15 protein-coding genes and 1 pseudogene are annotated in these 16,409 nt (G+C 60.2%); 3 read left to right on the forward strand and 13 right to left on the reverse strand.

What is annotated here, in order from left to right:
- Positions 1-63: 63 nt before the first annotated feature.
- The 10 genes from ACS3QZ_RS02625 to acs form a co-directional block, all read right to left on the reverse strand.
- Positions 64-1,221 carry an acetate/propionate family kinase gene (locus tag ACS3QZ_RS02625; protein WP_456036438.1) on the reverse strand — a complete coding sequence of 386 codons (1,158 nt, stop codon included), beginning with the start codon at positions 1,219-1,221 and terminating at the stop codon, positions 64-66.
- On the reverse strand, positions 1,218-2,303 hold the full coding sequence (locus ACS3QZ_RS02630; protein WP_456036439.1) for a bifunctional enoyl-CoA hydratase/phosphate acetyltransferase: 1,086 nt from the start codon (positions 2,301-2,303) through the stop codon (positions 1,218-1,220). Before ACS3QZ_RS02630 ends, ACS3QZ_RS02625 begins: the two co-directional genes overlap by 4 nt.
- The gene (locus ACS3QZ_RS02635; RefSeq protein WP_456036440.1) at positions 2,242-2,745 is read right to left on the reverse strand and encodes a flavin reductase family protein; all 504 of its coding nucleotides are present in this window, start codon (positions 2,743-2,745) and stop codon (positions 2,242-2,244) included. The genes ACS3QZ_RS02630 and ACS3QZ_RS02635 overlap by 62 nt, the downstream gene beginning before the upstream one ends.
- Positions 2,746-2,930: 185 nt before the next feature.
- Positions 2,931-4,343, reverse strand: a complete 1,413-nt coding sequence (locus tag ACS3QZ_RS02640) for a 3'-5' exonuclease (RefSeq protein WP_456036441.1) — start codon at positions 4,341-4,343, stop codon at positions 2,931-2,933.
- A 3-nt stretch (positions 4,344-4,346) separates the two neighbouring features.
- Positions 4,347-4,865, reverse strand: coding sequence for a hypothetical protein (locus ACS3QZ_RS02645; RefSeq protein WP_456036442.1), 519 nt, complete (start codon positions 4,863-4,865; stop codon positions 4,347-4,349).
- Positions 4,866-4,932: 67 nt separating this feature from the next.
- Positions 4,933-6,762 (reverse strand): DUF294 nucleotidyltransferase-like domain-containing protein, encoded by a 1,830-nt coding sequence (locus ACS3QZ_RS02650; RefSeq protein ID WP_456036443.1) that lies wholly within the window; start codon positions 6,760-6,762, stop codon positions 4,933-4,935.
- 103 nt (positions 6,763-6,865) lie between these two features.
- Positions 6,866-8,650 carry a sodium:solute symporter family protein gene (locus tag ACS3QZ_RS02655; protein ID WP_456036444.1) on the reverse strand — a complete coding sequence of 595 codons (1,785 nt, stop codon included), beginning with the start codon at positions 8,648-8,650 and terminating at the stop codon, positions 6,866-6,868.
- 15 nt (positions 8,651-8,665) lie between these two features.
- The gene (locus tag ACS3QZ_RS02660; RefSeq protein WP_093092696.1) at positions 8,666-8,926 is read right to left on the reverse strand and encodes a DUF4212 domain-containing protein; all 261 of its coding nucleotides are present in this window, start codon (positions 8,924-8,926) and stop codon (positions 8,666-8,668) included.
- Between the two features lie 73 nt (positions 8,927-8,999).
- Positions 9,000-9,683 (reverse strand): adenylate kinase, encoded by a 684-nt coding sequence (locus ACS3QZ_RS02665; RefSeq protein WP_456036445.1) that lies wholly within the window; start codon positions 9,681-9,683, stop codon positions 9,000-9,002.
- A 6-nt stretch (positions 9,684-9,689) separates the two neighbouring features.
- Positions 9,690-11,654 (reverse strand): acetate--CoA ligase, encoded by a 1,965-nt coding sequence (gene acs, locus ACS3QZ_RS02670; protein WP_456036446.1) that lies wholly within the window; start codon positions 11,652-11,654, stop codon positions 9,690-9,692.
- A 527-nt stretch (positions 11,655-12,181) separates the two neighbouring features.
- On the opposite strand from acs, the gene ACS3QZ_RS02675 reads away from it, so the two are divergent.
- A complete protein-coding gene (locus tag ACS3QZ_RS02675) occupies positions 12,182-13,057 on the forward strand; it encodes an aminoglycoside phosphotransferase family protein (RefSeq protein WP_456036447.1) in 876 nt (291 codons plus the stop codon).
- A gap of 349 nt (positions 13,058-13,406) precedes the next feature.
- On the opposite strand, the gene ACS3QZ_RS02680 is transcribed toward ACS3QZ_RS02675, so the two are convergent.
- From ACS3QZ_RS02680 to ACS3QZ_RS02690, 3 genes are all read right to left on the reverse strand, one after another.
- The gene (locus ACS3QZ_RS02680) at positions 13,407-13,769 is read right to left on the reverse strand and encodes a hypothetical protein (RefSeq protein ID WP_456036448.1); all 363 of its coding nucleotides are present in this window, start codon (positions 13,767-13,769) and stop codon (positions 13,407-13,409) included.
- A 285-nt stretch (positions 13,770-14,054) separates the two neighbouring features.
- The gene (locus ACS3QZ_RS02685; RefSeq protein WP_456036449.1) at positions 14,055-14,549 is read right to left on the reverse strand and encodes a hypothetical protein; all 495 of its coding nucleotides are present in this window, start codon (positions 14,547-14,549) and stop codon (positions 14,055-14,057) included.
- Entirely contained in the window at positions 14,546-14,734 is a 189-nt protein-coding gene (locus ACS3QZ_RS02690) for a hypothetical protein (protein WP_456036450.1), read from the reverse strand. The genes ACS3QZ_RS02685 and ACS3QZ_RS02690 overlap by 4 nt, the downstream gene beginning before the upstream one ends.
- Positions 14,735-14,872: 138 nt before the next feature.
- Here ACS3QZ_RS02690 and ACS3QZ_RS02695 point away from each other — a divergent pair.
- Both ACS3QZ_RS02695 and ACS3QZ_RS02700 read left to right on the forward strand, forming a co-directional pair.
- A pseudogene (locus ACS3QZ_RS02695) lies at positions 14,873-15,115 on the forward strand (IS3 family transposase); the annotation flags it as partial.
- A 313-nt stretch (positions 15,116-15,428) separates the two neighbouring features.
- On the forward strand, positions 15,429-16,346 hold the full coding sequence (locus tag ACS3QZ_RS02700; protein ID WP_456036451.1) for an ATP-grasp fold amidoligase family protein: 918 nt from the start codon (positions 15,429-15,431) through the stop codon (positions 16,344-16,346).
- Positions 16,347-16,409 lie beyond the last annotated feature (63 nt).

Below are 16,409 nucleotides of genomic sequence, written 5' to 3' on the forward strand. Positions count from 1 at the left end.
GTGTTCCGGAAAGGGAAGCACCGGAAAATGTAACTTGCAAGTCAGGACTTGCCGTTGGGGCACCTAATTGTGGAGCAATTTGCGGGTTTCCATAGCGATGATGCCCTCTTCGTCGGTCGGGATCACATGCGCTGCAAGGCGGCTGTCGGGAGTGGTGATCCGGGAAGCATTGGCGGCATTGGCGCCTGTGTCCGTCACGGCCCCAAGCCACGTGCAGCCCTCAAGGATACGGGCCCGTATCTGGGCGCTGTTTTCACCGATGCCACCGGTAAAGACGAGCGCGTCCAGCCCGCCCAGCGTGGCGGCAAGGGCGCCGATCTTCTTGCAGGCCTGGTAGACAAAAAGGTCGATCGCCTCGCTGGCGGCGGGGGCGTCGGAGCCGAGAAGGTCGCGCATGTCCGAGCTGATCCCCGAGACACCCATGAGGCCCGAGTCCGAGCCCAGCATGTCTTCGACCTCGGCAACGGTCATGCCGCGGTCGCGCAGCATGTGAAAGATCACGCCGGGATCAAGCTCGCCACAGCGCCGCCCCATGACCAGCCCGTCCAGCGCGGTGAAGCCCATGGTGGTGGCAACGCTCTGGCGGTTTTCCATGGCGCACATCGAGGCGCCATTGCCCAGATGTGCGACGATTACTTTGCCATCGGGCGTGTCCAGCAGGTCGGGCAGGCGGGTCGAGATATAGTGATAGCTCAGCCCGTGAAAGCCATAGCGCAGCACGCCGTCATCGCTGAATTGTCTTGGAATCGCAAAGAGCTGGGCAATGCGAGACTGGGTGCGGTGAAAGGCGGTGTCAAAACAGGCAACCTGTGGAACCTCTGACCAGCGGCGGGCCACGGCGGCAATGCCGGCAAGGTTGTGCGGTTGATGGGCCGGTGCCAGTGGAGCCAAGCGTTCCATTCGGGCGATCGCGTCTTCGGTGATCTGGGCCGGTTCGGCGAATTCGCGTCCGCCATGGACCACGCGATGGCCCGCCGCGATGATCGAGAGCGCGCCGTGTTCTTGTTGAAGGTGGGCCAGTAACCAGTCGAGAATGTCGGCATGGGTGGCGTCGCCCGGCAGGGGCAGGGGCGTGTCCACCCCGTTGCAGGCATGTTCCGGCCCAAGGCCGATGCGGTCGATCTGACCATGCAGCAGGCGAGGCAGATTGGGCGAAGTGCCGTAGAGCGCGTATTTTATGGATGAACTTCCGGAGTTGAGAACGAGGATCGCGTCGCTCACATCAGGTCCTTTCCAAGCCGATCATGCACAAGAAGCTGTGCCAGTGCCGCCGAAACCAGCCGCGAAAGCGTGCCGTCGGCACGCGAGGTTAGCATGATCGGCACCCGCGCCCCTAGGACCAGTCCGGCACTGTCGGCCCCTGCCAGATACATCAGCTGCTTGGCGATCATGTTGCCGGCTTCGAGATCGGGGGCGATCAGGATGTCGGCGTCGCCGGCTACGTCGGACACGATGCCCTTGGCTTTGGCCGCGCGTTTCGAAATTGCGTTGTCAAAGGCGAGCGGGCCGTCGAGCAGACCGCCAGTGATCTGGCCCCGGTCGGCCATCTTGCAGAGCGCGGCAGCTTCGACCGTGGAAGGGATCTTGGGATAGACCGTTTCCAGCGCCGAAAGGATCGCCACCTTGGGCTGATCCACGCCGATGGCATGGGCCAGTTCGATGGCGTTCTGCACGATATCGGCCTTGCACTGCAGGTCGGGAAAGATGTTGATTGCCGCGTCCGAGATCAGCAGCGGCTTGGGATAGCTCGGCACATCAAGCACAAAGACATGGCTCATGCGGCGTTCGGTACGCAGCCCCTTGGTCTTGTCGATGGCGGCCTGCATGACCTCGTCCGTGTGCAGCGCGCCCTTCATCAGCGCCTGAGCGCGCCCCTCGCGTACGAGGCAAACGGCCTTTTCGGCGCTGTCATGGCTATGTTTGGACGGGACAATTTCGAGCCCGTCGAGGGAGAGATTTCCCTCTGCGGCGACAGCCTTGATACGTTCGGAGGGGCCTACGAGAATCGGTGTGATCAGCCCATTGTCACGGGCGGCGAGCGCGCCGGTCAGGGAGGCCAAGTCACAGGGATGCACGACGGCGGTGGCAATGGGATCAAGCGGAGCGGTGGCTTCGAGCATCTTTGCGAAGCTGTCTTTCTGTGCTTTCAGATCGTCCAAAACGTCTCTCCTGCTGTATTTGTGGGTTCGCTTGCTGGCAAGGTGCCGGTGGTCCGTGTCATCGCTATGACATCGGGGCGGCTCAGGCTTCGGGGGTGAAGCCGCCAAAGGCGCGTTGGGCAAAAACCAGCGGTGCGCCGTCATTCAACGTGACATGGGTGACTTCGCCCACCACGATGGCGTGATCGCCTCCGTCATGCACCGCCTGCGTACGGCATTCGAACCGCGCAAGGCAGCTGTCGATCAGCGGCACGTCATGGGCGCCGGAATGCCATTTGGTCTGATCAAACGCGTCACCGCGACGAGCAAATTCCAGAGCCAGCGCCTTTTGGTCGTCGCGCATCACGTGGATGGCAAAACGGGTCGCGGCGGCAAAAAACGGATATCGCTGCGAGTTCTTGGCCGCCGACCAGAGCACCAGCGGCGGATCAAGCGAGATCGAGGAAAAGGAATTGGCCGTCATGCCGATCGGTCCCGAGGCGGTCGGCGCGGTGATCACGGTCACACCGGTGGCAAAGCACCCCAGCGCGTCGCGATAAATGCGCTGGTTTTCCGCCGTGGGATCGAATTCGGGAGCCATATCCATGTTTGTCCTGCGTCGCGCCTCTCACCCTCATGTGCGACGATTTGGCCAGGGTTGCAAGGGGGCGGGGAAAATCGGTCGCCAGGTGTGGGTCGAAGAGCGCGGTTTGGACCGGGGGGCGCTGCCCCCGTCGCCCGGGGGCGACTCCCCCCGGAGTATTTCCGGCAAAATGAAGAGGCGGTCCCGCGTCAGTTCAGGTCTTCGAGCAGGCGGCCATGTTTGCGGGTCTGTTCGAGGACCTTGCCGAACGTGTCATAGCCGCGCGAGGCCAGCATGGGCAGCATCCGGCAGAGCACTTCGGCGGTGGCCTGCGCATCCCCCAGGGCGGTGTGGCGCAGGTGGTCGGGGATGGTCACTCCGAGCCGGTCGCAGAGCGCATCCAGAGTGTGGGTTTCCGAGGCGCCGAACAGGACCGCCGACAGAAGCACGGTGTCGAGGATCGGGTGGTCCCATTCGATGTCCATGCTCTTGGCCTGACGGCGCAGGAAGGCCATGTCGAAAGGGGCATTGTGGGCGACGATCACCGCACCGCGCGAAAAATGGTGGAACTCGCGTGAGACCTGTTCGATGTTGGGTGCCCCGGCCACCATGGCGTCGGTGATGTGGTGCACCTTGGTCGAGGCGGGCGGGATCTTGATGCCGGGATCGACCAGTTGGTCGATCTTTTCACCGGGCACGATCCGCCCCTTGACCACGCGCACCGCGCCCAGCTGCACCACCTCGTCCTTGTGCGGCAGCAACCCCGTGGTTTCGCTGTCGAACACGACATAGGTCATGTCGGTGATCGCCGTGACCATGATGTCGTCTGCGGGCTGCTGATCGAGCAGGTCGAAATCATAGACCAGCGGGCGCTCGGCATCCGGTGTGATCTTGGCGTGTTCGTCGTCGATCAGGATCATGTAGCCCTTGGCCGCGCCCATCGGTTTGAGCCGCGCATCGAAAGTGAGCTTGTTGGCGGCGCCTTCGGCGGTGAAAGACACGTCCATCCCTGTCTTGACCAGTTTCTGGTAGGCGCGTTCCAGCGTTTCCTGTTTGAAATAGTCAAAGATCGACGCGTTGAGACGCGGTGTTGCGATCTGGCGCAGCACCTCGGCGGCCTGTCCGTCGTAAAGCACGATCTGGTTGGTGGGGCTGACCAGGATCATGGCCACGGGCACCTCGGTCAACAGGGCGGTAAGGCGCTGTTTCTCGAGTGTCAGCCGCTCGGTTTCAAGCGCCACCATCTGCGCCGTGCTCAGCGCGGTTTCGTTGAGCTGGGTCGAGACCGCCTCGGCCGCGGGGGCGAGATCGCCAAGGTAACGGGCGGCGTGCTTGTCCATATCGGCGTTGACCCCGGCATGGGCGCGGGTGCGCATGGCGGCGGCGAGCCGTTCGATCGGTTTGGCGACGTTTTCGTCAAACAGGAGCCAGATGCCCACCGAGAGACCCAGAAGCCCGAACCCGGCAAGGATACCGGCCAGCAGGAACCCCGAGGCAACCCCGTCGTTCAGGGCGCTGCGATAGCCGAAATAGAGCGCCAGGCCCACGATTATCGTTCCGCCGATCCCGATCAGGGCAAAGAAGAGCAGGATGCGAATGCGCAGGGAAAGGTGCTGGAACATGGCTCAGACCTCGCAGATGGATGTCAGCAACGGGTCGGTTTCGGCCACCGGTATCCAGTCCGCGCCGATGACTTCGCCAGTATCGGTAAATTCGATGGCGTCCACAAGCGGCGCGCGGCGTTTCTCGACGCAGTCGACCATCACGGTCATGCGGTTGAGCGGCGACCAGCGGCCATAGAAGAACAGGTCTGCCATGCGCATGTCAGGCAGGTTCTGGTTGGTGCGGACAGAGGCGGTATCGAGTGCGACGAAGCGTTCGGTATAGGGCCAGGCATAGGTCCAAGGGCGATAGAATGCCTTGCTTTCCACGGTTTGCACCACGGAGAACCCTTCAGGCAGCGTGTCCCGGGTGCGGTCGTACCAGCCATATTCGCTCGAGATGGTGGCTGCGATCATGGCGGCACCGGCGGCGACCGGGGTCAGCCATTTGGGCAGGCGGCGCCCGGTCAGGCGGTTTATCAGCATCATCAGGCCAGCGCCGGCAAGACCCGCGATGAACGTGGCGACGAGTTCCAGGAACATGGTCGTCCTCCCTTTTGGGTTGGCGCGGCCCCGGTTGTCTCCTCGTACCGGGGCCGCGCGGAAAGTGTCAGCTCAGCATGCCGCGGCCATGACCGATGGCGGATTGCAGCGATTTCACGACGACGAAGGCGTCGCGCAGGTGGCTGCGTTCGAAATCGGAAAGGTCCGAGGGGCTGAGATAATTGTCGGGTTTCTGGCCCTTTTTGACGAGGGCCACCTGATGTTCGAGCCGGGTTTCGGCAATCAGGTCATAGGCATCCAGAAGATCGGCCGCGCCTGAGCTGCTGAGCACGCCGGCGCTTTCGGCGGCTTCAAGGCGGGCGCGAGTGTTGACGGCGGTCAGGCGGCCTTGAAGCGCATAGACTCGGCCGAGGTCGACGATGGGAACGACACCGTTGGCCTTGAGGTCGAGCTGGTTCTTGTGCTCGCCGGAGCGGATCGTGGCAAAGCCGCGCAACAAGCTTAGCGGGGGCTGGTGCTTGAGCGAGTTCGATACCATGTGGGCCACGAAGATCGAGTTCCTGGCTGCCGCGTCGAGCGTGCTTTCCTGAAGGTTTTCGAACAGGTCGACATGGCCACCGATGGGGCGCAGATCGAACATCACCGAGGCGAGCATCTGGGCTTCTGGATCGGGTTTGTTGATCCAGCCGTTGAAATAGTCTTTCCAGACGCGGACCGGCTGACACCAGCGCGGGTTGGTCGCCATCATGTCGCCGGGGCAGTAGAAATAGCCACATACATCCAGACCATCCGAGACGAATTTGGCAAGCTCTGCGAAATAGCCGGTGCGCATCTCGTCGGTGACGCTGTCGTCAAGGATCAGGCAATTGTCCTGATCTGAAACGCCGGTCTGTTCCTGACGCCCTTGCGAACCGCAGGCCAGCCAGAGGTAGGGCACGGGTGCGGGGCCGAGTTTTGCTTCGGCCAGCGCCAGCAACCGCCGCGTCGCGGTATCGGCGATGTCGGTGATCAGGCGGGTGACGATCTCGTGGCGGTTGCCGCCCGCGACAAGCTGCACGAGAAGCTGGGGAATGCGGGCGGTGACTTCGGCCATTTCCTCGGCGGTGTCGGCACGGGCGATTTCGGATACGAGTTCGGCAGAGGACACGGCCTGAAAACGGGTCAGGTCGGTCTGGGTGACGATGCCGACAAGCTGCCCGGCATCAACGATCGGCACATGGCCGATGCGGTGTTCCATCATCGCGTGCAATACGTCGGAGCCGATGGCCGAAGACGGCAGCGTCAGGGGAGACCGGGTCATGATCTCGGAGATGGCGGTGTCATAGGGCAGGGCTGGGGCCATGACCTTGGACACCAGGTCGCGGTTGGTCACGATGCCCTGAAGCGCGCCGTCCTGTGCGATGCAGAGCGAAGAAATCCGGTGTTCGCGCATCATCTGTGCCGCGTGCTGGGCGGTGTCATTGGCCGCGATCGTGACCGGGTCATGCGCCATGAGCGTGTCAACGCGGCTGGTGGCGAGGTCGTTTTGTTCTTCTTTCCGAGAGCCGCGCGAACGGTCAAAGAAACGCTTGGCAGACGGGTAGGTTTCCACGAGCGCGTGGAATTCTTCTGCGGGGAGCATCAACAGGATCGAATGGGCGTCCGCCGTGGCGCTGGTGACGGCAACACCGTCGCGCATCAACCCACGTTCGCCAAACGAGTTGCGCAGGCCAAGGTGCGAGACGACCACGCCATTTTCGTCGGACACCTCGATGGCGCCCTCGTAGATCAGGAACAGGCCGCGCAGCTTTTCGCCCAGTTCATAGACCGAAAACCCCTGTTCGACCTCCCAGGCCTCGAACTTGGTGGCAAGCTCGGGGAGCACTTCGGGCGGCAGCGAGTCATAGGGATGAACCGAATGAAGAAAGCGGGAAATCTGGTCCTGAGTCAGCGGCATGGCGCACACCTTTGAAAAGAAAAGTCCCGCCCGGAATGCACCGGGCGGGACAGGTTTAGCAAGAGGGCGGGGGGTCGCAGTTGCACCCCTCGCATAGCCGCTATCAGTGGTCCTGAGCCGCGCCGGCCCCTTTGGGGATACGAACGCTTTCCACCAGGTCCTTGATTTCCTGCGGGGTCTCTTTGGTGGCGCCTGCAACGAGGTAGGCGACAGCAAAGTTGACGGCTGCACCGATGGCGCCGAACGAGGTCGACTTGACGGTGCCCAGCAGCGGATCAGCATCCGTGAAGCTGTTGGTGCCGGGAACAAAGAACCAGCCTTTGTGCAGGAAGATGTAGACGAGGGTAACACTCAGACCAGCCAGCATACCAGCAACGGCGCCGGTGTTGTTGATCTTGGTCGAGAAGATACCCATCATCAGCGCCGGGAAGATCGACGCAGCAGCCAGACCGAAGGCCAGAGCCACGGTTTGCGCGGCGAAGCCCGGAGGGTTCAGACCGAGATAGGTTGCAACCGCGATGGCCACAGCCATGGCTACACGTGCCGACAGAAGTTCGCCTTTTTCCGAGATGTTCGGGTTGATGGCGCCCTTGATGAGGTCGTGCGACACGGCCGAGGAGATTGCCAGCAGAAGGCCGGCAGCCGTCGACAGAGCAGCAGCAAGACCACCCGCAGCCACCAGACCGATCACCCAGGAGGGCAGGTTGGCGATTTCAGGGTTGGCCAGAACCAGGATGTCACGGTTGAACTTGGTCAGCTCGTTGCCTTCCCAGCCTTTTTCAGCCGCTTTGGCCTGCATTTCAGCATTTTGATCGTTGTAATACTGAATTTTGCCGTCGCCGTTCTTGTCTTCCCAGTCCAGCAGACCGGTTTTCTGCCAGGTGGCCATCCAGTCGTAACGGGCCTCGTTTTCGATCTGTTCAACCGAAACCGCTTCGCCGTTGGTGCCGTTGGGCCACATCATGTCGGTGATGTTCAGACGCGCCATGGCACCCACTGCCGGAGCAGTCAGATACAGCAGAGCAATGAACACCAGCGCCCAGCCAGCCGACCAGCGTGCGTCAGCAACGCGCGGTACGGTGAAGAAGCGCATGATCACGTGGGGCAGACCCGCGGTACCGATCATCAGCGACAGGGTGAAGAGCACCATATTGAAGGTGTCGGCGTGGTGTGCGGTGTACTCGTTGAAGCCCAGTTCCTGAACAATCGCGTCCAGCTTGGCCAGCAGTGGTTCGCCCGAGGCAGCGTGGTCGCCAAACAGACCCAGTGCAGGGATCGGGTTGCCCGTCAGCTGCAGCGAGATGAAGATGGCCGGGATGGTGTAGGCCATGATCAGCACGACGTACTGAGCCACCTGGGTGTAGGTCACGCCCTTCATGCCGCCGAAAACGGCATAGGCGAACACCACACAGGCGCCGATCAGCAGGCCAGCAGTGTTGCTGACTTCGAGGAAGCGGCCAAAGGCCACGCCCACGCCGGTCATCTGACCGATCACGTAGGTGGTCGAGGCAACGATCAGACAGACAACCGCCACGATACGTGCGGTCTGGCTGTAGAAACGATCGCCGATGAATTCCGACACGGTGAACTTGCCGAACTTGCGCAGGTAGGGCGCGAGCAGCAGTGCCAGAAGCACGTAACCACCGGTCCAGCCCATCAGGAAGGACGAGTTGTCATAGCCGGTGAAGGCGATGAGGCCCGCCATCGAGATGAACGACGCAGCCGACATCCAGTCAGCGGCGGTGGCCATACCGTTGGTTACAGGGTGAACGCCGCGGCCTGCAGCGTAAAATTCAGATGTGGAACCCGCGCGGGCCCAGATCGCGATGCCGATGTAGAGCGCAAAGGACGCGCCAACAAACAGCAGGTTGATTGCAAACTGACTCATTGTTTGTGTGTCCCTTTACTCTTCCTCAACGCCATGCTCGGCGTCGAGTTTGTTCATCCGCCAGGCGTAGAAGAAAATCAGCGCCAAGAAGACCAGGATCGACCCTTGCTGGGCAAACCAGAAGCCCAGGTCAGTGCCGCCAACGGCGATGCCGGACAGCATCGGACGCAGCAGGATGCCGAACCCGAAAGAGACCAGCGCCCAGATGACGAGGCTGATCAGAATGATCCGCACGTTCGCGGACCAGTATGCAGTGTTGGATGAGTTGTCGGCCATTATGGCTCCTCCCTCGTTTCCGTTTCCTCCACAAGTTTGCGCGGGTCCCCCCGCGCGCCCTTGCACTTCCCCTTTACGCGGTCGCCGATGCGACGATCGCGCTCAGATTTCCTGCGATCGCGTCGATATCGCCCATGGCGTCGACCCGTTGCAGGGTGCCCTTGCCGTCGTAGTAGGCAATGAGCGGTGCCGTCTGCGCGTGGTAAGCCTCAAGTCTGCTGGCCACGGTTTCGGCATTGTCGTCGGCACGGCGTTTCATTTCCGTGCCGCCGCATTTGTCGCAGACGCCATCCTTGGCGGGCTGCTTGAATTCGTCGTGATAACCTTCGCCACATGCGCCGCAGGTGTAGCGGCCCGAGATGCGTGTCACCATGGCGGCGTCTTCCACATCAAGGCTGATGGCGGCGTTGATTTTCTGGCCCGATTCCGCGAGCAGCGCGTCCAACGCCTCGGCCTGCACCGTGGTGCGCGGGAACCCGTCGAGGATCACGCCCTTCGCGCAGTCTTCATCCCCAAGGCGGTCACGCAGGATGGCGATGACGATCTCGTCACTGACGAGATCACCGGCCTCCATGACGGCCTTGGCGGCCTTGCCTGCCTCGGTTCCTGCGGCCACGGCGGCGCGCAGAAGGTCGCCGGTCGAAAGCTGCACAAGGCCGAATTTCTCTTCGAGCATGCGGGCTTGTGTGCCCTTCCCGGCGCCCGGAGGGCCGAGAAGGATCAGAACGGGGGCGGTGGTTTTGTTGGTGTCCAGCATCCGCCCTTACCCCTTGTTCATGCGGTTTTCGATGAGGTCGTCGACGACGGAGGGGTCAGCGAGTGTGGATGTGTCGCCCAATGCGCCGTAGTCGTTTTCCGCGATCTTGCGCAGGATGCGGCGCATGATCTTGCCCGAGCGGGTTTTCGGCAGGCCGGGGGCCCACTGGATCAGGTCGGGCGAGGCGATCGGGCCGATCTCGGTGCGCACCCAGGTGCGCAGCTCTTTCATGAGTTCGTCCGAGGGCGCCACGTCGTTCATGAGCGTCACGTAGCAATAGATGCCCTGGCCCTTGATGTCATGCGGATAGCCCACCACGGCGGCCTCGGCCACGGCGGCATGCGCCACCAGCGCGCTTTCGACCTCGGCGGTGCCCATGCGGTGGCCCGAGACGTTGATCACGTCATCGACGCGTCCCGTGATCCAGTAATCGCCATCGGCGTCGCGGCGACACCCGTCACCGGCAAAGTAATAGCCCTTGTAATCCGAGAAATAGGTCTTCTCGAAGCGCTCGTGATCGCCCCAGACGGTGCGCATCTGGCCCGGCCAGCTGTCGGCGATGCAGAGCACGCCCTCAACCCCGTTGCCCTCGATCCGCTCGCCCGACTGCGGGTCGAGCACCACCGGGTGCACGCCAAAGAACGGCTTCATCGCCGAACCGGGTTTGGTCGCATGGGCGCCGGGCAGGGGCGTCATCATGTGGCCGCCGGTCTCGGTCTGCCACCAGGTGTCGACGATCGGGCAGCGCCCCTTGCCAACCACGTCATTGTACCAGTTCCAGGCCTCGGGGTTGATCGGTTCGCCCACGGTGCCGAGGATGCGCAGATCGGAAAGATCGCATTTCTCGACGAACTCGTTGCCCTGGCCCATCAGCGCGCGGATCGCGGTCGGCGCGGTGTAGAACTGGTTCACCTTGTGCTTTTCGCAGACCTGCCAGAAGCGCGAGGCATCCGGGTAGGTCGGCACGCCTTCGAACATTACGGTGGTGGCGCCATTGGCGAGCGGGCCATAGACGATGTAGCTGTGGCCCGTGACCCAGCCCACATCCGCCGTACACCAGAAGATGTCGCCCTCGTGATAATCGAAGGTGTATTGATGCGTCATCGCCGCATAGACAAGATAGCCGCCCGAGCAGTGCACCACGCCCTTGGGCTGTCCCGTCGAGCCGGAGGTGTAGAGGATGAAGAGCGGATCCTCGGCACTCATCTCGGCCGGTTTGCAGTAGTCGTTCGCCTCCAGCGCCATTTCGTTATAGTCAAAATCGCGATCGGCAATCCACGTGGTCTGATCGCCGGTCCGTTTTACCACCAGGCACTTAACAGAGTCCTTACAGTGCAGCAGTGCCGCGTCGGCATTGGATTTGAGCGCGGTCTTGCGCCCGCCGCGCGGCGCGGTGTCGGCGGTGATCACGACCTTGGCGTCACAGCCGTTGATGCGGGCCGCGAGCGCGTCCGGGCTGAAGCCGGCAAACACGATCGAATGGATCGCGCCGATGCGGGCACAGGCCAGCATGGCATAGGCGGCCTCGGGGATCATCGGCAGGTAAATGACGACGCGGTCGCCCTTGCGCACGCCCAGTTCCTCGAGAATGTTGGCAAAACGGCAGACGCGGGTGTGCAGCTGTTTATAGGTGATGTGCTGCGCCGCCTCGTTGGGATCGTCGGGCTCAAAGATGATCGCGGTCTGATCGGCGCGGGTCTCCAGATGCCGGTCGATGCAGTTGGCGCTGACATTCAGCGTGCCGTCCTCGAACCACTTGATGTCGATCTCACCGGGCGCGAAGGACGTGCTCTTGACCTTGGTGAACGGCTTGATCCAGTCGATCCGCTTGCCATGCTCGGCCCAGAACGCCTCCGGATCGGCAATCGACGCGGCATACATCGCATCATAAGTCGCCCCATCCGCATGCGCGTGCGCAACAAGTGCAGATGACGGCGGGTAGGTGCGGTTTTCGGTGGATTCAGACGACATAGAGGCTCCTCCCTCGGTACAAGAATGCGGATCTGGAAAAAGGGCCCTGACAGGTGGCAGAGCATTATCCAGTTGCCAGAGGATCATATTGCAGACTGAAAATAAGGGAATAAGCTACGGAAACATAACAAAGTTTTTGTAAAGTATTTTCCATTTTTCACTGAAGATCTGTAAAAATATTTCGTTTCAATGAAAATTCACTGTATTTGCAATGGTTTGGTGACGCGCCTTTAGGAGGCGTATGGGCGTGGCTGTTTACCAAGCGGAAGCTGTTAGCGCTCATACCCACTACTGGTGAGGTGTGACAAATCGCGTCACGGTCTTGTCGCGGCAGGATTCGAAACGATGAAACGCCGCCCATCCTTGTCCCCGAGCGCCCCCGAGTTGCCCCAATCTTATCGCGATTCTACCCAAAGATGACCCGATTGCCTGAATACGGTTCATTGAGCCCCAAAACTGTCGGGGCGATCGTGACTATAAGATTGAGGCGAACGTGTAGGGTTTCGTCTGTCCCGGAGGGCAGCGCTTTGGAACTGATGCAGGACAAGGCAGGAGTGCGGGTCAAACCGCAGGGCGCGCAGTGGCATGCGGTCGTGCGGTCGCGCCTGGCGGGCCGGTTCGAAGGCATCGCGCGGATCGTTTCCGGGCGCAAATCTGGCGCGGCGCTTGAATTCGACCTGATCCGCTATGGCAGCTCTGCGATGTCGCTGGAAGTGCGCGCGGGCGGTCGTCGCGCCTATCTAAAACTGTTTGATCCGGCCCATACAGATTATGCCTACCAGCGGGAAAAGGCCGCATTGTGCGCCCTGCGGGAAAGCGGGCTCGTGCCGCGCATTCTCGCCTACGCGGACAAGCCGCGGTTCCTTTTGTGCGAATGGTCCGGCGCGGCGGCAGAGACCGAAGGCAACGCGTCCCTCAGCCCGACCCAGTTCGCAGAAAAGCTCGGCGTTTGGCTGGCAGAGTTGGACAGCGTGGTGCCGGGCGAGGATGCCTGTGGCAACTGGTACACCTATCTGCAACAGTTCAGCGGCGTGTTTGACATGGAACGCATCCGCATTGCGCGGGACATGCTGTCCGAGATCCCGCTTTGCGGGCGGGCCATGTCGCGCAACGATACCGCGCTGACAAGTTTCCTGGACAGCGCGGAAGGTCATCTGATGGGCTGTGATTTCGAGCGGGCGCAGATGCGGCCGCGCGGCTGGGACTACGTGTTGGGATATATCGGGCTGATCGAACAGTTTCCCGAGAACACGGGGGCCGTGCTCGAAGCATATTCGGCGGGCTTCTCACGGGCGCACAAGGGGGCCCTGATCGTCGAGGAGCTGAATGTGGTGTCCCGTATTCTCTATACGGCGCGCGCCATGGCCGACGGGCGCGGGGCGCAACTGATCTCGTGGCAGTAACCCTGTCGCCACATTGACGGATCAATCAAACAGATTGCGTATGGTGCAGTGGCAACTGATCGCGCAGAGCGGCAGTGTCGGAGTTGTCAATTGCTTGAACAATGCGAAGGACCTGTGCAATAGCCCCTTTCCCGGATCGCTGTTTGCGCTTTCCGGATGTGTTACACCCTAGAGCGCGCGATTCGAATTTCCCCGGAAGCAACGTGAAACCCGGAACGTCGTGCGGCATGGAACCTTGGGGCATGAGAGTTTGGCCACTTGAAACAAAGCGTAGAAAAGGCAGCCCGGTTGAGCGTGGCACCCATGATGGATTGAAGGCACGGAACGGCACATCGCGGCCCGTTTTCAGTTACTTAGACGAATCGGTCGGGCTTGCGTTTGCAGGTTTGTTTGCATTCACCCGATGCGCCGCGACACGGCAGCGGGTTGAGCAATACTTGCCGGTGCGGCGTATCGGTTCGAACGGTTCGCCACAGTGCTGGCAAGTCGGTTGCACGGCGACCATATCCAGCCGGTGTCGGGTGTACTGCATCATGATGCGAATAGCTTCCTTGGCGTCCCGCTCGAAGCCGTCAATCTTGTCGCGCAGTTCCGCGTCGGTCAGGAACAGGTTTGTTTTGCCCTGTTCGCGTAGTTCGATTTCACTGCAAATCATGGCCCACGCAATCGTGCTACCGAAGTCAATGTGGTCGAATTGGTTGTCGTCGTTCATTACGCTAAAACATCCGTTGATAGTTGCCGTTACAAGACGGCATGTAACGCTAAAAACGGCGGATACAATATCGTTACAGCACGCTTGACCCTACGTCACGCACCGGCCCGATACGGGCGACACGGCCCGCTTAGATCATGGCGTCAAATTTATCATGCAATATCAATGACTTAGGGGCCGTAGCGGGCCACTTGGATTTCGGTGTTTATCCTGCAATATCAATGACCTAGGGGGGCGGGCTTTCGACCTGATGGTCGTTCGGCGCGTGTTGGTACATTCACCCGATCAGCGCCGATACGGGTGACACAGTTCGTCCAGTGTCCGATAAGACATTCGGGAAAAGTGACCGACTTCAATCGCGTGATCTGGTCTTAGTCCAAGCCGATCTAGGGCCGTAGCGGCCTTTCGTCCGTGGATGATCGTCGGACGGGAATCCAGCAGCACACGCAGCAAAGCGGAATTGTCTATTGCACCGCTCCCCGCGCCGTCGATCTTTTCGTTGGAAGCCACGTTCGCTTCCAGAACCTTGAGGCCATGCACGGTCCGCATCCGTTCCAGCCGTGCGCGGGTGCCCGAGATTGACCGCTTGCGCGCATAGTCAGCCATAAATCGCGCCCGATCAAATCCCGAAGTTTCGTCCCAATATCCCCACCAGTCCGCATCCATCACCGTTGCGGGGTTTTCGCCGATTACAATCACATCCTGATCCTGTGGAAAGCCATCGCACACAAACGGTCGTTGGTAACAGGGGCGAGGCAACAGTTCTTTCCAATCGGTCATGATAGCACCGCCGATACCAGCGCGAACGAAACCACCCCGCACAACACCGCCACGACAAGCCCCATGGGCGTCACCAGCGGCACGGGCGGGGCAGGGGCTGGCACGAGGACCACGCGGACCACGGGCAGCTCGGGCGGCTCCTGGGGCGGCTCGTAGTTGGGCAGGTAATGGACGTTGTCGGTCATTTCTTTCCCCGATGTGCCGCGACCCGGCAGCGAGTAGAGCAATATTTACGGCGCGCGTGTGTCGTTGCTGGAATTGTCGTGTCGCAGACAAGGCAGTGCCGATCCGTGCCGACCTTGGCCTGACCATGTGCGTAGCAGTTGAAAGTATCTGGGCGCAAGGCCTGCCGCGTGTTGGGGCAACATCGTTCGACACAGAGGCATGCTCCGAGAGGTCGTGCAGATGAGGGCCGGTTAGTTGCTGACATGGTCGAGCTGGCCAGGCAGTACGGTCGATACGGTTATCGCCGGATTGCGGTGTTGCTGAGAGATGCAGGTTGGTCTGTCAGTGATGGTCGTATCGAACGGCTCTGGCGACGAGAGGGGCTGAAGGTTCCAGCAAAATAACCGAAGAAGGGGAGGCGCAGAAATGAGCAGCCCCTGCCCGCTGACTTTTTCGTGCACTGGACCGATAGACCGGTCACGATGCTAACGGCGGCTTTCCTTTCGGAGAAGTCAGTGGCAAAAAACGCGACTGCGTCCGGATTGTGGGGCAAGGCCATTATTGTCTGTGATCGCTCTAACGATGATGCCAAAATGACAAAGAAATCACTTGTTTCCAACTTCGTTTCCGAGCAAGTTTTACCCACAACAGTTCGGTACACTAAGTGCCGCGCAGCGACCAATTTTGTCCGATCTTAAGCCTAGAGTAGCAATAATGTATGCGAAAATTGTAAATAGGATAGCCGGAGTTAAGGAAGATTACAGGCTTCGCAATCTTAGCCGACCTAGCTTTCGCAGGAGGCTAGCGGAAAGAAAACGAGTAGCCGACCGTGTTCGTGCTCTTCGAGGTATTGGCGACGAACCAATATATCAAATTGAAACGAAAATCGGCCACAAACGCATCGCCGAGAAGTGTGGAGTCAGGACCGCAAGCGTTCTTCAGGGGCCAGTTGACTCGATTTCTGAATTTGATTTGGAGGCCTTGCCGTCAAAATTTGTTCTGAAGCCAATAGTAGGCTCTGGCGTTAATGGGATTTTCTTTTTGAGGAAGCAAGAAGATGGTCTCCTCAACATCCTTACCGGCGATGCTTATCCGAATGATCTGGCTGTTCTTCGCAAAGCTGGCCTAGACAGATTTGATGGTGTTCCACTTATAACGGAAGAGTTGCTGGAACTTGACGGTTCCCCGACAATGAACTGGAAGGTTTTTGCGTTTTATGGCGAAGTGGCGTTCATAAGGCAAATTGACGAGGTAGGATTCTTTGGGCAACGGAACCTCGATAAGCCGGACAAGAGATACAAGTTTTGGTCCCCGGATGGTCAAGATTTGGGGAAAATCGATGGTCACGATGCAAGATATGACTCCTCCTTGCCTCCGCCGAAGGATATGGCAGGAATATTGGAGGCAGCTAAAAAAATTTCAATCGGAATCACGACGCCGTTTGTTAGGGTTGATCTTTACGAGGCAGACGAAGGGGTTTACTTCGGCGAAGCGACTTTGCGGCCAGGGAGTCTTTGGAAAAGGAAAGCGTCTTCTCTATTTAATCCTGAGTGGGATGAAAAGCTTGGAATAATGTGGGAAGAAGCAGAAGCGCGTCTAATTGAAAGTGTTGATGAGGTTTATATCCCTTGATTGACTGAGTTCGATATTTCCAAAGTGATAGCTAGGGTCAGGACCCATTGATTTCCGGTTGGC

The sequence above is a fragment of the Shimia sp. W99 genome, from assembly GCF_053851455.3.

What these genes read in the sequence shown, in the direction of transcription:
- ACS3QZ_RS02685 (WP_456036449.1), bottom strand. Translation starts at nt 14,549, where the DNA reads ATGACCGATTGGAAAGAACTGTTGCCTCGCCCCTGTTACCAACGACCG.
- ACS3QZ_RS02690 (WP_456036450.1), bottom strand. Translation starts at nt 14,734, where the DNA reads ATGACCGACAACGTCCATTACCTGCCCAACTACGAGCCGCCCCAGGAG.
- ACS3QZ_RS02640 (WP_456036441.1), bottom strand. Translation starts at nt 4,343, where the DNA reads ATGTTCCAGCACCTTTCCCTGCGCATTCGCATCCTGCTCTTCTTTGCC.
- ACS3QZ_RS02700 (WP_456036451.1), top strand. Translation starts at nt 15,429, where the DNA reads ATGTATGCGAAAATTGTAAATAGGATAGCCGGAGTTAAGGAAGATTAC.
- ACS3QZ_RS02665 (WP_456036445.1), bottom strand. Translation starts at nt 9,683, where the DNA reads ATGCTGGACACCAACAAAACCACCGCCCCCGTTCTGATCCTTCTCGGC.
- ACS3QZ_RS02655 (WP_456036444.1), bottom strand. Translation starts at nt 8,650, where the DNA reads ATGAGTCAGTTTGCAATCAACCTGCTGTTTGTTGGCGCGTCCTTTGCG.
- ACS3QZ_RS02635 (WP_456036440.1), bottom strand. Translation starts at nt 2,745, where the DNA reads ATGGATATGGCTCCCGAATTCGATCCCACGGCGGAAAACCAGCGCATT.
- ACS3QZ_RS02630 (WP_456036439.1), bottom strand. Translation starts at nt 2,303, where the DNA reads ATGACGGCGCACCGCTGGTTTTTGCCCAACGCGCCTTTGGCGGCTTCA.
- ACS3QZ_RS02680 (WP_456036448.1), bottom strand. Translation starts at nt 13,769, where the DNA reads ATGAACGACGACAACCAATTCGACCACATTGACTTCGGTAGCACGATT.
- acs (WP_456036446.1), bottom strand. Translation starts at nt 11,654, where the DNA reads ATGTCGTCTGAATCCACCGAAAACCGCACCTACCCGCCGTCATCTGCA.
- ACS3QZ_RS02660 (WP_093092696.1), bottom strand. Translation starts at nt 8,926, where the DNA reads ATGGCCGACAACTCATCCAACACTGCATACTGGTCCGCGAACGTGCGG.
- ACS3QZ_RS02650 (WP_456036443.1), bottom strand. Translation starts at nt 6,762, where the DNA reads ATGCCGCTGACTCAGGACCAGATTTCCCGCTTTCTTCATTCGGTTCAT.
- ACS3QZ_RS02645 (WP_456036442.1), bottom strand. Translation starts at nt 4,865, where the DNA reads ATGTTCCTGGAACTCGTCGCCACGTTCATCGCGGGTCTTGCCGGCGCT.